Origin of the sequence: Francisella sp. 19S2-4 (genome assembly GCF_036281795.1) — a bacterium.
In the GTDB taxonomy this organism is placed as follows: Bacteria; Pseudomonadota; Gammaproteobacteria; order Francisellales; family Francisellaceae; genus Francisella.
The window spans coordinates 16,835-31,685 of record NZ_JAWUZH010000025.1; the positions used below are offsets into that span (position 1 = coordinate 16,835).

Genomic DNA, 14,851 nt, shown 5'->3' on the forward strand with positions numbered 1-14,851 from the left:
TAATTTTATCCTTTTAATTATGAATTACGTGATTTGATGATTTCATCAGCAATGTTATTTGGTACTTCTGCATACTTATTAAACTCCATAGAGAAAGATGCTCTACCTTGGCTCATTGAACGAACATTAGTAGCATAACCAAACATTTCTGCAAGAGGAACTAAAGCACTAACTACTCTACCACTTGGGTTTTCATCCATGCCTTCGATAATACCTCTTCTTCTGTTAAGGTCACCCATAACATCACCAAGATAATCTTCTGGAGTTACAACTTCAACCTTCATGATTGGCTCAAGTATACACGCATTAGCCTTCTTAGCACCTTCTTTAAGAGCCATAGAACCAGCTATCTTAAACGCCATCTCAGATGAGTCAACATCATGGTAAGATCCATCAAATAAAGTAGCTTTAACACCAATCATAGGATAGCCAGCTAATACACCATTAGTCATTTGCTCTTCTATACCTTTTGATACAGGACCAATAAATTCTTTAGGAATTACACCACCAACGATCTCATCAACGAATTCAAAGATTTTTTCTTCACCAGCTTCATTTTTAGAAATCTCTAATGGTTCAAATTTAACCACTACATGACCATACTGACCACGACCACCTGACTGACGAACAAACTTACTATTTTGCTCAACAGTACCACGAATAGTCTCTCTATAAGCAACTTGTGGGTTACCTACATTAGCCTCAACCTTAAATTCACGTCTCATACGATCAACAATGATATCCAAGTGAAGCTCACCCATACCAGAAATAATTGTTTGACCAGACTCTTCATCAGTCTTAACTCTGAAAGATGGATCCTCTGCAGCTAACTTACCTAAAGCTATAGACATTTTCTCCTGGTCAGCCTTAGTTTTTGGCTCAACAGCAACAGAAATAACTGGCTCAGGGAAATCCATTCTCTCAAGAATTACAGGCTTATCAAGATCACAAAGAGTATCACCCGTAGTCACATCTTTCAAACCGATACAGGCCGCAATATCACCAGCACGAACTTCTTTAATTTCTTCACGCTTATTTGCATGCATCTGAACGATACGACCTACACGCTCTTTCTTACCCTTAACAGGATTATAAACAGCATCACCAGACTTAAGTACACCAGAGTAAACACGAATAAATGTTAAGTTACCAACAAATGGATCTGTAGCAAGTTTAAATGCTAAAGCTGCAAACGGCTCATCATCAGATGAAGATCTAGAAGCTGGCTCACCATCTTCAGTCTCACACTTAATAGCAGGAACCTGGTTTGGAGCTGGCAAGTACTCAACAACACCATCAAGAACAGCTTGTACACCTTTGTTTTTAAAAGCTGAACCGCAAAACGCAAGAACAATCTCATTATTAAGAACTCTTATGCGTAAACCTTGTTTAATTTCATCATTAGAAAGCTCACCTTCTTCAAGGTATTTTTCCATAAGCTCTTCTGATGATTCAGCAGCCGCTTCGATCATCTCCATACGAAGCTCTTCCGCTCTATCTTGAAGATTAGCAGGAATATCAACAAGCTCATAAGTAAGACCCATGTCTTCCTCATTCCACATGATAGCTTTCATTTTGATAAGATCTACAACACCTTTAAAGTCTTCTTCTGCACCAATGTTTAATTGAACAGGAACAACGTTTGCTTTTAGCCTTGTTCTAATTTGGCCACATACTCTTTCAAAGTCAGCACCAGATCTATCCATCTTGTTTACAAATACGATTCTTGGAACACCATATTTGTTAGCTTGACGCCATACAGTCTCTGACTGAGGCTCAACACCTGATGAACCACAAAACACAACAACTGCACCATCTAGTACACGAAGAGAACGCTCTACTTCAATAGTAAAGTCAACGTGACCTGGAGTGTCAATAATATTTATACGATGCTCTGGAAACTGCTGATCCATACCAGACCAGAAAGTAGTCGTAGCAGCTGAAGTAATTGTAATACCTCTTTCTTGCTCCTGCTCCATCCAATCCATAGTAGCAGCACCATCATGCACCTCACCAATCTTATGAGAAAGACCAGTATAGAATAGAATACGCTCTGTAGTAGTTGTTTTACCTGCGTCAACGTGAGCACAGATACCAATATTTCTATATTTTTCTAAAGCTGTTTTACGAGGCATTTTCTATTCTCCTATTACCATCTAAAGTGAGCAAATGCTTTGTTAGCTTCAGCCATCTTATGAGTATCTTCTCTCTTCTTGACAGCAGCGCCTCTACCTTCTACAGCTTCTAGAATTTCCGCAGCAACTCTATCACCCATAGTATTTTCTTTTCTCTTACGCGCAGCATCAATTATCCATCTCATACCCAAAGTTTGACGACGCTCTGGTCTAACTTCTACAGGAACTTGATATGTAGCACCACCAACACGACGAGATTTAACCTCAACCATAGGGCTAACACTTTCTAACGCATTTTCAAAAACCTCAACTTCACTAACTGAAGCATCTTTTGCTTTAATCTTATCAAACGCACCATAAACAATTTTTTCTGCTACTGACTTTTTACCATCTAGCATAATATGGTTAACGAATTTAGCAACAACCTGACTCTTATATTTAGGATCAGGTAAAATATCTCTTTTAGGAGCTCTATTTCTTCTAGACATTTTTACACCTTTTTCAAATGTTAAATTTTAAACACAAACTAAGACTTAGGACGCTTCGTACCATACTTAGAACGACCGTGCTTACGATTATTAACACCTGAAGTATCTAAAGCACCCCTAACGATGTGGTAACGCACACCTGGTAAATCTTTAACCCTACCACCTCTAATAAGCACAACACTATGCTCTTGTAGGTTATGGCCTTCACCACCAATGTAACTTGTTACCTCAAATCCACTCGTTAATCTTACACGAGCTACTTTTCTAAGTGCTGAGTTAGGCTTCTTAGGAGTTGTAGTATAAACTCTCGTACAAACACCTCTTCTTTGAGGACAAGCCTTCAACGCAGGAACCTTAGACTTAACAACCGATCTCTTGCGAGGGTTGTTCACCAACTGATTTATAGTTGCCATTAGTTATTATTCTCCGTTTTTTTATCAGTTTTTGATTTTAAATAATTTCAAATGCCAGGCACAAGAAAACCTATGCAAAAATAGCATTAGACAGACATAATAACAAAAAAGCAAAGAAAAGAAAAGAAAAAGTATTACTTATTAGAATTGCCAAAAACTGATTTAAACGCAACATATAGGTAATTACACATTGAGTAAACAGTTAATATAACAGCCACATATAACATCAAGAATCCCAGAAATATAAACCACGTATTAAAGCTTGCATAATCAATAGAGTGCCTAAAGTCTATTGCAGGTTTAATTAAAAATATAAATAATGCTGCCATCTGAGCAGTAGTTTTAACTTTACCCCAAATACCAACCTTGACAACACTACGCTGCCCTAATTCAGCCATCCACTCGCGCAAAGCCGACACTAAAATCTCGCGACATATCATAACAATAGCTGGTATAGTTGCCCACCAATAAGGATACATCTCAACAAATAAACAAAGTGCCGTAGCAACAATAAGCTTGTCAGCAACAGGATCCAAAAAAGCCCCTAATTTACTTGTCTGTTGCCACTTACGAGCCAAATAACCATCTAACCAATCAGTAGCGGCACCTAGTAAAAATAGTGTAGCCGTAATCCCATGATGATGATGGAAATCAAGATAATAACATATCACAATAAAAGGAATTAACGCCAAACGCCCAAAAGTTAAAATATTTGGTATATTAAAAAACATAAAACCTAAACTCCAGTATGACCAAAACCACCAACAGCTCTAGCAGTTTCTTCTGAGAACTCCTCAACAACATTAAAAGTTGCTTGGACAACAGGCACAATCACAAGTTGAGCAAATCTCATTAATGGCTCTATTTCTATAACTTCCTGAGAACGATTAAAACAAGAGACCTTTAGTTCACCTTGATAATCAGAATCTATAAGACCAGTACCATTTCCAAGCACCAAGCCCTTTTTATGCCCCAACCCAGATCTTGGTAGAATCATAGCCGCATAACCCGGATCAGCAATATTAATAGCAACACCAGAACCTATAAGTTTACACTCTCCTGGCTTTAAAAACACACTTTCAGAGACACACGCTTGCAAATCAACTGCTGCAGAACCTTTTGTACCATAACTAGGTAACTCTTTAACAATTTCTTTATTTAAAAACTTAAGTTCAATATTCATAAAAACCTCTATAAAACAAATACGCCAGCAAGATAACCCAATAACACAAACACTGGCAACGCAGGCATATAACCATCCAATCTATCAAGCACCCCACCATGTCCTGGCAAAATATTACCACTATCTTTAACTCCTGCAATACGCTTCATCATACTCTCAAACACATCACCAACAACAGACAATACTGCTACGAGAGCTGATATCAATATCATATAGACATACTCTAAAGGACTCAAACCCATATATAAAAGAAATATCACAGCCACTACAATTGCACAAATCATCCCACCAAGAAGCCCTTCAATAGTCTTATTTGGACTCAATCTAGGAAGCATCTTACGCTTACCAACAGCCTTCCCTGTAAAGTATGCGCCACTATCAGCCGCGGCAACAACAAGTATAAACATAAATATCCATGCCACATTATTACTATGCAACACATATAAGCAAGCTGCAAAAGGAGCTATAGCAAACACTCCCATAACAAGAATCTCATTAGCTGAAATAGTATTTATCTTTTCACGCTCATACTGACTTAGCTTAAATATTGCATATAACCAAAATATAGGGAAAATATACTGTAAGTAAATAAAGAATTCAGAAACTAAAATGGCTACAATTGCAAACACCATAAGATACTTCACCATAGCATCTTGATTAACTTTCGCTAACTTCACCCATTCATAAGCAGATAATAGTGCAACAAAGAAAACTCCCACACCAAATAAATAATCAGATGCATATAACAAAAATGCAAACACCACTACTACAAGTACAATACCAGTTACAATCCTTTCTTTCATAAATCCCTCTTACTTAAATCTGCTCGCCACTTTTACCAAATCTTCTCTGACGAGAATAAAAATACTCCACCGCTTTAGCCAACTCTTTTTTGGAAAAATCTGGCCACATAACATCAGTAAAATACATCTCAGCATATGCTAACTGCCATAACATAAAATCACTTAAGCGCACCTCTCCACTAGTCCTTATAAGCAAATCCACAGGTATCTGACCTGCCAATAAATATTGACCAAACTTCTGCTCAGTTATATCAGCCTGTAAGATTTTTTCCTTTTGAACATCTGCAACTATAGCCTTAGTAGCCTCTACAATATCCCACCTACCAGCATAATCAACCGCCAACCTCAATTCTAAACCAGTATTTTGACTCGTTAGAGATTCGCTCTCAGCAATTATACTTAAAAGCTTTGATGAAAGCCTTGATTTATCACCAACAACTTTTAACGATATATTATTCTTATGTAACTTAGGAGTCTTATCTTTTAACGTTTTACAAAAAAGATCCATCAAATCTTCAACTTCTTGGGCAGGTCTTAACCAATTATCCCTACCAAAAGCAAAAAGAGTTAAGACCTCAATACCATTTTCAGCGCAATACTCTATAGAAGCATCAACACTTGATATAGCATTCCTATGCCCAAAAATTCTTGGCTTTAATCTACTTTTAGCCCACCTACCATTACCATCCATAATTATGGCAATATGTCTAAGAACATTTTTCTTAGCCAAGATCATAAATCAATTAGAATAAAATTAAACTAGGTAAATAATAAGAAAGAAAAGTAAGAATTACAAGGGCTAAGATATCAATATCTCTCAATCACTACAAACCAGATCTAATGCTACTTTCAATTATCTTAATAATTTGTCCCATACCTTCAGCATATTTACTAGTATCTAGCTCTTCTGACACGGTACGTTTTGCTGCAACCATACAAATACAACTAGCATCCAATCCAAAAACAGAACACACTGTTAGCAAAGCTGAAGACTCCATTTCTAAGTTTAAAACATTCAATTTACGCCACTCTGAAACAGAATTCTTAAAATGATTTCTAACACAGCCACTATAACTATCAAGTCTTTCCTGACCAGGATAAAATGTATCTGATGAGCCTGTAATGCCTGTGTGAATTTTTATACCTAAATTCTTTGCAGCCTCAAATAAACTATTATTTAACCTAAAACTTGCAACTGCAGGATATTCAATAGGAGCATAATGCACAGACGTACCATCAAGACGAACTGAAGCTGTGGTTAATATTAGATCTCCAATATTTATATGTTCTTGAATAGTTCCACACGTACCTACACGTATAAATTTCTTAATACCAATCATTGCCAACTCTTCGATCCCTATTGCCACAGATGGCCCACCCATACCAGTCGACACAATCAATACTTTTATTTCACCAACTCTACATAAGTGAGAAGTATACTCTCTATTACTTGCAAGAAATCTATTATCTCTATCTAATATATCAGCAAGGTAATTTCACTCGCCCAGGATCTCCAGGAAGTATCGCAACATCAGTACTTTCTATCATCTGCTGGCTCAATTTAGTATGATACAAAATCTCATCTACAGCTACTCGCTTATTTTCAATATTATTATTTGACATTTAATCTCTCAAAAATTAACTCTAAGGAGAATAATAATATTTAAACACAACAGAAAAACAATGAATGTTACTGCAGATAAAGATCAATAACCTCAAAAAAATTTTAAGTTTTAATAAACTTACAGCAAAACTTTAAAATAAGACTCACCAAAACAAGTGAAACTATAAAATAGAAAAATAAATTTAGATATTTGATGATTAGACTTCCATCAAATCTTGCTCTTTTTTAACAGCCAAAGCATCAGCTTGAGCAATCATCTTATCAGTAATCTTCTGAATACTATCTTCTGCTCTTTTTGCTTCATCTTCAGTTATTTCTTTTTCTTTAAGAAGCTCTTTAATATCACTATTAGCATCACGGCGGATATTTCTAATAGAAACCCTACCACTTTCTGTTTCAGATTTAACTAGTTTAACCAGCTCTCTTCTTCTTTCTTCGTTTAATGCAGGCATAGGCACTCTTAAAGAGTCTCCTAGGTTCGTAGGATTAAGACCAAGATCTGAAGTTATAATAGCTTTTTCAATTTGCCCCGAAAGACCCTTCTCCCATGGTGTAATACCAAGAGTTCTCGCATCTAGAACATTTACGTTAGCAACCTGAGTAATAGGCGTAGCTGAACCATAATAATCAATAGTTACATGAGCCAATATATCAGGATGAGCACGCCCAGTTCTGATTTTTGCCAAATCATGAGCCAAAACTTCTAGAGATTTGTTCATTCTACTTTCAGCATCTTTTAGAATTTCATTTATCATAATAAATAATCCTTTAAAAAAATTAATTTAGTCCAAAGTAACCCAAGTACCATGCTTAGATTCAACAACAGCATCAACCAAAGCATTAGACTGCGTCAAATCAAACACATATATTGGAATACCAAAATCTCTACATTGAGTAAAAGCTCCCAAATCCATAACACTTAACTCTTTTGCTACCACTTCTGAAAAGGTAATTTTCTCAAAGCGCTTCGCATCTGAATGTTTATTAGGATCTTTATCGTATACACCATCAACAGTCGTAGCCTTTAGTAAAGCATCTGCACCGATCTCGACAGCTCTTAAACTTGCTGTAGTATCTGTAGTTACAAATGGGTTACCAGTACCACCTGCGAAAACTAAAACCTTACCAGCAGCCAGAGACTGATTAAACTCATGAGCACTAGCCACCTTAAGCAAACCATCAACGCCTTTAGCCGAAAAGACTTCTGCGTCAACATTTTCACTAATAAGCATATCACGTAAAGCTAAAGCATTAATCATCGTAGCAATCATACCCATTGAGTCTGCAGTAGCTCTTCTAATCTTATCTCCAAAATTAGCTCTACCGCCACGCAAGATATTACCACCACCAACAACTATAGCAAGCTCTACACCTTGTTTAGTTAGAGTTTTAATTTGATCTATAATAGGCTTTGCAGATTCAACATTTATTCCAAAACCTTGGTCTGCAGATAAAGATTCTCCACTCAACTTAAGAAGAATTCTCTTAAGTTTCGGAGATTTTTGAGAACATTCTAACGAATCATTAGACATATATTAACCTTTAATTTGGCTCATCACCTCTGCTGCGAAGTCTTCTTCTTTTTTCTCGATACCTTCACCAACATCTAAACGAATAAAGTTGATTACTTTCGCACCCTTATCTTTAACTAGTTTTTCAACTAACATGCCAGGGTCTTTAACAAAAGCTTGACCAGTTAAGCTAACTTCACCAGTAAACTTCTTCATACGGCCAATAACCATTTTTTCAGCGATTTCTTTTGGCTTACCAGACTGTATAGCAATCTCAATCTGAATAGATTTTTCTTTCTCTACAACATCTGCAGGAACATCTTCAGGGTTAACGTATTGAGGATTAGCAGCAGTTACATGCATAGCAATATCTTTAGCTAATTCTTCATCACCGCCCTCTAGAGCAGCAACTACGCCAATTCTACCACCATGAACATAAGCACCTAAATTGCCAGCTTCGATAGCTTTAACTCTACGCACTTGGATATTTTCACCAATTTTAGCAATTAGAGATTTTCTAGCTTCATCAACAGTTTCACCCGTTGATATTTTAGCAGCTAAAACTTCTTCGATAGTTTTTGCATTAGCAGCATGAGCAGCTTTTACAGCTTCTTTTGCAAACGCTTTAAAACTATCATCTCTAGCAACGAAATCTGTTTCAGAGTTGATCTCAAGCAATACAGCTCTACCATCAGCAGCATAAGCTTCGATAACACCTTCAGCAGCAACACGAGAAGCTTTTTTATCAGCTTTTGCTTGACCTGAGATTCTCATATCTTCAGCAGCTTTTTCAATATCACCTTCAGCAGCAACTAGAGCCTTCTTACACTCCATCATGCCAGCACCAGTTCTTTCTCTAAGTTCCTTTACTAATTTAGCAGAAATATTTGACATTGTTTTATTATCCTTGTTTTTTATTATGCTTCTTGTTGAGCTTCTACAGCTTCATCTGCTTTTGCTTCAATAGCTCTATCTAAACCTTGCGCATCAATAACAGCATCTGCAAATTTTTGCATATAGAAAGATATAGATTTAACAGCATCATCATTACCTGGAATGATATAATCAATATCATCAGGATTTGAATTTGTATCTACGATAGCTACAACTTTAATACCAAGTTTCTTAGCTTCTTGGATAGCAATATGCTCTTTGTTACTATCTATAACAACGATAGCATCAGGAATACCACCCATTTCTTTAATACCACCAAGAACTTTTTCTAATTTCTCAATAGTTCTTAAGTTTTGAAGCATTTCTTTTTTAGTTAAAGAACCAAAAGTACCATCTTCTTTCATTTTTTCTAACTGAGCTAATCTTTTGATAGATTGTCTAACTGTTTTATAGTTAGTAAGCATACCACCTAACCATCTATGACTAACAAATGGCATACCACATCTTTTAGCTTCAGTTTCTATGATATCTTGAGCTTGTCTTTTAGTACCAACGAAAAGAACTTTACCACCATTAGCAACAGTTTTGCCAACAAAGTTAACAGCGTCTTGGAAAAGAGGAACTGTTTTTTCTAAGTTAATGATATGTACACCATGGTTAATACCAAAAATGTATTCATTCATTTGTGGGTTCCAGAAAGCTTTTTTGTGTCCGAAGTGAACACCAGCAGATAACATTTCTTTCATTAAAGACATTTTATTAATCCTTATATTTGGGTTACATCTAACACTTTACACTAACTCAAACATCGCAAGCGACACCCGTTAAGTTAGATTGTATAAATAAAGTGTATGATTTATTAATTAAACATTTACTTATATCTAAAAATATAAGCTTGCTTATTCTATCATAAGATATATAAAAATTACAAAAATTTATTTTTGATTAGGTATGAATACATTTCAAAGAAATTAAATTAAAAGTCTACATATAAAAAATTATACCCCAGAAATATAGCATTGCCCCCTAAACCATATACATCCTGATTGTGCACTACAAGTCTCGTAAGTAGTTAAACTACTACAACTAGGCGTTGATGAGTTATCAGAGCCTCCTCCATTGCCGCTCTCAGAACCACTTCCTTCAGAAGTACCTCCGTCTAAACCAAGATCTGAGCTGGCAGAATTTACCTTAGATTCAAGATCATCCATAGAAGAGGCCTTTTCACACCCTGATAAAGAAACAGTTGAAACACAAGAGCTATAAAGTATTGAACCACTACCTGCAGTAATAATATACGACACTCCTTCTTCTGCATCCAATTTAGAAATCAGAAAAATGAAGAAGGTAGCAGTTAAAACTAGCTTTAAAACTTTACCCTCTAAAAAAATATCCTTAACCTTATTTGTTAACATAATCAACCCTCACTGCATTAGCACTCAACCAAGTTATAGTTTTTGACTGAGCATGTTCGCCAGCAACTGTAGAATTAAAGCTTTGAGCAAACTCAGATGAATCAAACTCATCCTTAGAGCCAAACGATCCATTAGCGTGATAGTAATCAGCGATTTCACTTCTATCTCCGCCATTTGCATGAATAGTATCTACCATTTGTGTCTTTGTAATATATTCGGAATACATAGGTATAGTAACACCAGCAATTATGACAATAATTGCAATAACAACCATAAGCTCAACAACAGAAAAACCTATTTTTTCTTTGTTATGTATACTTCACTCATAAACCAACTCGAAGAAAGTACTCCATACAGCAATAATAGCACAAAAACCTAATTTACCTAAAATCATTATGATAGAATTAAACACACTATAAATTACATATATTGCAATATGATTTCATTAATAGTCGCATATGACAGGAACCTTGGGATAGGTAAAGAAAACTCTCTAGCATGGAAGCTATCTGAAGATCTTAAAAACTTCAAAAAAATAACAGAAAATAATTATATTGTAATGGGTAGAAAAACTTTTGAATCAATTGGCCGCCCTCTTCCCAATCGGAAAAATATAATTCTAACTAGAGATAAAGAATACAAACAAGAAAAATGTCTAATAATAAACAGTATTCAAGACATTTTGAACTTTGCCACATCAAAACCTCATTATGAAATATTTGTAATAGGTGGTGCGCAGATTTACAAAGAATTTTTGGAGTATGCTGATAGACTATATATCACTAAAGTTGATACTGAAATGAGTGACCTTGACGCATTTTTCCCAGAATGGGATGAATCTAAATATAAACGCATAGGTCATAAAGAGTTCAAAAAAGATGATAAAAATGAGTTTGACTTTACTTTTAGCGTTTTTGAAAAGTTTGAAAATTAATACTAATAATGGCCCTACTAAAAACTATCCTAAAAATGTAATATAAAGCTAAACTCGTATATAAATACGTTCTACACCCATATGAAATCACATGAATTAAGCGTTGGCGAAGTTGCAAAAAGAGCTGGCATCAACATATCAACTCTTCATTTTTATGAAGAAAAGGGCCTAATCTATAGCAATAGAAATCAAGCCAATCAAAGACGTTATACAAGAGATGTATTACGAAGAATAGCTGTCATAAAAATTGCTCAAAATGTAGGAATAAGTCTAAAAGACATAAAAATAGCCCTAAAAAAGTTACCCAACAACAATGTTGCTACCAAAAAAGATTGGCAAAAGTTTGCAACAATACTAAACAATGAACTTGAAGATAAAATAAGGACTTTAAACAATTTAAAGAGCCTCTTACTTGGATGTATAGGATGTGGATGCTTATCCATGGATCAATGCCCAATGTATAACAATGATGACGAGCTACATAAAGATAGTAAATTAACTGGAGCAATTATTATTAATCAAAATTTATATAACGAGAAGTGACATATTACAATTTAAGCTTACGCGGTGATATCTGATTTACAGCTAGAGCTATAAAGATAGTAGCCAACGCTACCCAAGTATTAATAGAAATATATTCATGAGCGATTATCGTACCTATAAAAACACCGACAGCAGGAACTAAATAATTTGTAAGTGAAGCAAAAATAGGCCCCGCATCATGTATTAATTTCATAAACAAGAAATACACCACCCCAGCACACATCACTCCTAGAAATACTACAGCACTAACAGAAGGCAAAGTAGGTTGAGCATGAATCTTAGGACAGATAAATAGACCCACAATAAATAACTGAATACTCGACATAGCCAATACGTTACGAGCCAATACTACAGGATGTAAAGAACCTCCAAACTTCTTAATACACAACAAAGAACATGCAAAGCTCGCAGCTGCTAGAATAATAGCTAATACCCCCCATAAATTAAAAGCCTTCTTAACAGAAAAGAGATCTGGGAAAAATAGAATAACTAAACCAGCGAATCCAATAATAACACTTAATATTTTAAAAAAATTGATATTAGATTCTTTAAGTATAACTGGTGATAGAATAGTCGCAAAAAATGCTACAGTCGCTATAAGTATCGCAGTAATTGATGAATCAACATACTGCTGTCCCCATGGAATCAAAACAAAGGGAACAGTAGCCTCTAAGAAACCGATAACACCAAAAATAAACCAGTTTCTCCCTCCTCTAAGCCTCAGATATTTACAAATAACAAACAAAGTCATAAAACCAATGAATGAACGCGCAAATCCAATCCATACAGGAGGAATATCTTGAACAGCTACTTGCTGAAATATAAACTGTGATCCCCAGATAACCCCTATACCCAAAAGCAGAACATAATTTCTAATCATTACGATACACACCTAAATTAACGTCTTTTAAAAGCAACCGCATCAACTTCAATAAGCATCCCATCTAGAGCTAATCTTGGAATGGGAATAAGAGTACTTGCTGGAAGCTTATCTTTACTCCACACTTTTAGTGCTTCTCTAGTCCATATTTTTAACTTCTCTAAATCATGATCTACAATTAGTACCGTGATCTTAGCCACATCATCAGGCTTTAAATCTTGAGATCCTAAAACTAATAGCAAATTTTTCAAAGCCTCTTGAACTTGAGTTTCAAAACTATCGCTTAATTTGTGGTTTAACCCTTCTCCACCGCTCTGCCCTGAGACAAATACAATATCACCACTCCCATTAGTAGAGACTGAATGGCTATATGCATTAACCGTTGGATCATAGATTGAGTTAGGATTACAGTAAGATAAACCATTACTTACTTTTTCGAAGCATTCCATATAAATTCCTTATTTTAAAATGTTAGTTCATTATTTTACTACCTCAAGTTATATTGAGGTCAAGCAAAAATATGCAAACGTATAGAAACTTCTAAAAATAACAGAAAACAACTATATTATAATGGGTAGAAAAACTTTTGAATCCATTGGTCACCCTCTTCCTAATCGGAAAAACATTATTCTAACTAGAAATAAAGAATACAAACAAGACAAATGCCTAATAATAAATAATACTCTAGACATTTTGAATTTTGCCACATCAAAACCTCATTATGAAATATTTGTAATAGGTGGTGCGCAGATTTACAAAGAATTTTTGGAGTATGCTGATAGACTATATATCACTAAAGCTGATACTGAAATGAGTGACCTTGACGCATTTTTCCCAGAATGAGATGAATCTAAATATAAACGCATAGGTCATAAACAATTCAAAAAAGACGATAAAAATGAATTTGACTTTACCTTTAGTGTCTTTGAGAGAAATACTATCTAGTTATCACTAAATAAAGCTGTTGATAAATACCTCTCAGCACTAGAAGCAAAAACAACCACAATCAACTTATTTTTATTTTCAGCACGCTGAGCTATTTCAATTGCAGCTTTTAATGCTGCACCAGATGATATACCAGCAGGTATACCTTCTTGATGTGCCACCAAACGAGCATACTCTAAAGCATCTTCATCACTAACAGTCACAATATCATCTATTAGAGATATGTTTAAGATTTCTGGAATAAAACCCGCTCCTATCCCTTGGATCTTATGCGGCCCAGGCTTACCCCCAGATAATACTGGACTAGACTTAGGCTCTACAGCGATAGCTTTGACACCAGGCTTCTTTTGCTTTAAAACTTCAGAAACACCTGTAATAGTACCTCCCGTACCAACACCTGCAACTAAGATATCTATCTCACCATCCGTATCATGCCAAATTTCTAAAGCAGTTGAGTTTTTGTGTACTTCTGGATTAGCATAATTAGTAAATTGACCAAGTATTACACTATCTTGATACTCTTTTAATAAATCATTGGCTTTTGCAACTGCTCCTGCCATACCATCACTAGCAGGCGTCAAAACAAGCTTTGCCCCAAAATGCTGTATCAATTTACGCCTTTCTATAGATACACTTTCTGGCATAGTGATAATTAAATCATATCCCTTTGCTGCAGAGATAAATGATAATCCAATACCAGTATTACCAGATGTAGGCTCTATTAATGTTGTAACTCCTGGCTTTATCTCACCTAGTTTTTCAGCATTTTCAATAAGATTAAGAGCTACCCTATCTTTAACAGATGATAATGGATTAAAAAACTCCATTTTAGCAACTAATTTAGTCTTTAAATTAAATAGTTTTTCTATTTTAAGCAATCTAACTAATGGAGTTTTTCCAATAGTTTGCGTAAAGTTATCATATATATTCATAGTCATAACCTTCTGTACTTATTTCCTAGCCATTCTATCTCATTTAGATAGCTAAAACACCGATTTTATAATAGTAAAGACTGTTGAATAAATCTTTCAATTTCTATGAATAGGAATATTTTTGCTATTTTTAGTAAAAACTTAGCCTTAA

18 protein-coding genes and 2 pseudogenes are annotated in these 14,851 nt (G+C 35.2%); 3 read left to right on the forward strand and 17 right to left on the reverse strand.

Annotation, left to right across the window (positions count from 1 at the left end; genetic code table 11):
- Positions 1 to 17: 17 nt before the first annotated feature.
- The 14 genes and pseudogenes from fusA to R8535_RS06800 form a co-directional block, all read right to left on the reverse strand.
- Positions 18 to 2,135, reverse strand: a complete 2,118-nt coding sequence (gene fusA, locus R8535_RS06735) for an elongation factor G (protein ID WP_329497727.1) — start codon at positions 2,133 to 2,135, stop codon at positions 18 to 20.
- 14 nt (positions 2,136 to 2,149) lie between these two features.
- A complete protein-coding gene (rpsG, locus tag R8535_RS06740; protein WP_329497729.1) occupies positions 2,150 to 2,623 on the reverse strand; it encodes a 30S ribosomal protein S7 in 474 nt (157 codons plus the stop codon).
- Positions 2,624 to 2,661: 38 nt separating this feature from the next.
- Positions 2,662 to 3,036, reverse strand: a complete 375-nt coding sequence (gene rpsL / locus R8535_RS06745; protein ID WP_003035357.1) for a 30S ribosomal protein S12 — start codon at positions 3,034 to 3,036, stop codon at positions 2,662 to 2,664.
- A gap of 134 nt (positions 3,037 to 3,170) precedes the next feature.
- Entirely contained in the window at positions 3,171 to 3,767 is a 597-nt protein-coding gene (gene pgsA / locus R8535_RS06750; RefSeq protein WP_329497731.1) for a CDP-diacylglycerol--glycerol-3-phosphate 3-phosphatidyltransferase, read from the reverse strand.
- A gap of 5 nt (positions 3,768 to 3,772) precedes the next feature.
- Positions 3,773 to 4,219 carry a dUTP diphosphatase gene (gene dut, locus R8535_RS06755; protein ID WP_329497733.1) on the reverse strand — a complete coding sequence of 149 codons (447 nt, stop codon included), beginning with the start codon at positions 4,217 to 4,219 and terminating at the stop codon, positions 3,773 to 3,775.
- An 8-nt stretch (positions 4,220 to 4,227) separates the two neighbouring features.
- Positions 4,228 to 5,022, reverse strand: a complete 795-nt coding sequence (locus R8535_RS06760) for a phosphatidate cytidylyltransferase (RefSeq protein WP_329497734.1) — start codon at positions 5,020 to 5,022, stop codon at positions 4,228 to 4,230.
- A gap of 13 nt (positions 5,023 to 5,035) precedes the next feature.
- Positions 5,036 to 5,758: a polyprenyl diphosphate synthase gene (gene uppS, locus R8535_RS06765; protein ID WP_329497736.1), complete on the reverse strand. Its 723-nt coding sequence runs from the start codon at positions 5,756 to 5,758 to the stop codon at positions 5,036 to 5,038.
- An 88-nt stretch (positions 5,759 to 5,846) separates the two neighbouring features.
- Positions 5,847 to 6,645, reverse strand: a pseudogene (gene udp / locus R8535_RS06770) (uridine phosphorylase).
- Positions 6,646 to 6,843: 198 nt separating this feature from the next.
- Entirely contained in the window at positions 6,844 to 7,401 is a 558-nt protein-coding gene (gene frr, locus R8535_RS06775) for a ribosome recycling factor (RefSeq protein WP_329497738.1), read from the reverse strand.
- 27 nt (positions 7,402 to 7,428) lie between these two features.
- Positions 7,429 to 8,178 carry a UMP kinase gene (gene pyrH / locus R8535_RS06780; protein ID WP_329497740.1) on the reverse strand — a complete coding sequence of 250 codons (750 nt, stop codon included), beginning with the start codon at positions 8,176 to 8,178 and terminating at the stop codon, positions 7,429 to 7,431.
- Positions 8,179 to 8,181: 3 nt separating this feature from the next.
- Entirely contained in the window at positions 8,182 to 9,051 is an 870-nt protein-coding gene (gene tsf, locus R8535_RS06785; RefSeq protein ID WP_329497741.1) for a translation elongation factor Ts, read from the reverse strand.
- Between the two features lie 23 nt (positions 9,052 to 9,074).
- Complete coding sequence (gene rpsB / locus R8535_RS06790) at positions 9,075 to 9,806, reverse strand: 30S ribosomal protein S2 (RefSeq protein WP_329497743.1); 732 nt, start codon at positions 9,804 to 9,806, stop codon at positions 9,075 to 9,077.
- Positions 9,807 to 10,049: 243 nt separating this feature from the next.
- Positions 10,050 to 10,466, reverse strand: coding sequence for a hypothetical protein (locus R8535_RS06795; protein WP_329497745.1), 417 nt, complete (start codon positions 10,464 to 10,466; stop codon positions 10,050 to 10,052).
- A complete protein-coding gene (locus R8535_RS06800) occupies positions 10,453 to 10,740 on the reverse strand; it encodes a hypothetical protein (RefSeq protein ID WP_442902167.1) in 288 nt (95 codons plus the stop codon). The genes R8535_RS06795 and R8535_RS06800 overlap by 14 nt, the downstream gene beginning before the upstream one ends.
- 162 nt (positions 10,741 to 10,902) lie before the next feature.
- Here R8535_RS06800 and R8535_RS06805 point away from each other — a divergent pair, with 162 nt between their 5' ends.
- Positions 10,903 to 11,400 carry a dihydrofolate reductase gene (locus R8535_RS06805; protein WP_329497746.1) on the forward strand — a complete coding sequence of 166 codons (498 nt, stop codon included), beginning with the start codon at positions 10,903 to 10,905 and terminating at the stop codon, positions 11,398 to 11,400.
- Positions 11,401 to 11,481: 81 nt separating this feature from the next.
- A complete protein-coding gene (gene soxR / locus R8535_RS06810; protein WP_329497748.1) occupies positions 11,482 to 11,943 on the forward strand; it encodes a redox-sensitive transcriptional activator SoxR in 462 nt (153 codons plus the stop codon).
- 4 nt (positions 11,944 to 11,947) lie between these two features.
- Here soxR and R8535_RS06815 read toward each other — a convergent pair whose 3' ends face one another.
- Together R8535_RS06815 and R8535_RS06820 are read right to left on the reverse strand one after the other, a co-directional pair.
- Positions 11,948 to 12,823 carry a DMT family transporter gene (locus tag R8535_RS06815; RefSeq protein ID WP_329497750.1) on the reverse strand — a complete coding sequence of 292 codons (876 nt, stop codon included), beginning with the start codon at positions 12,821 to 12,823 and terminating at the stop codon, positions 11,948 to 11,950.
- Between the two features lie 17 nt (positions 12,824 to 12,840).
- Positions 12,841 to 13,272, reverse strand: coding sequence for a RidA family protein (locus tag R8535_RS06820; RefSeq protein ID WP_329497752.1), 432 nt, complete (start codon positions 13,270 to 13,272; stop codon positions 12,841 to 12,843).
- A 94-nt stretch (positions 13,273 to 13,366) separates the two neighbouring features.
- On the opposite strand from R8535_RS06820, the pseudogene R8535_RS06825 reads away from it, so the two are divergent.
- A pseudogene (locus R8535_RS06825) lies at positions 13,367 to 13,768 on the forward strand (dihydrofolate reductase); the annotation flags it as partial.
- Here R8535_RS06825 and cysK read toward each other — a convergent pair.
- Positions 13,765 to 14,700 carry a cysteine synthase A gene (cysK, locus tag R8535_RS06830; protein ID WP_329497754.1) on the reverse strand — a complete coding sequence of 312 codons (936 nt, stop codon included), beginning with the start codon at positions 14,698 to 14,700 and terminating at the stop codon, positions 13,765 to 13,767. The pseudogene R8535_RS06825 and the gene cysK sit on opposite strands and share 4 nt — an antisense overlap.
- Between the last annotated feature and the right edge of the window lie 151 nt (positions 14,701 to 14,851).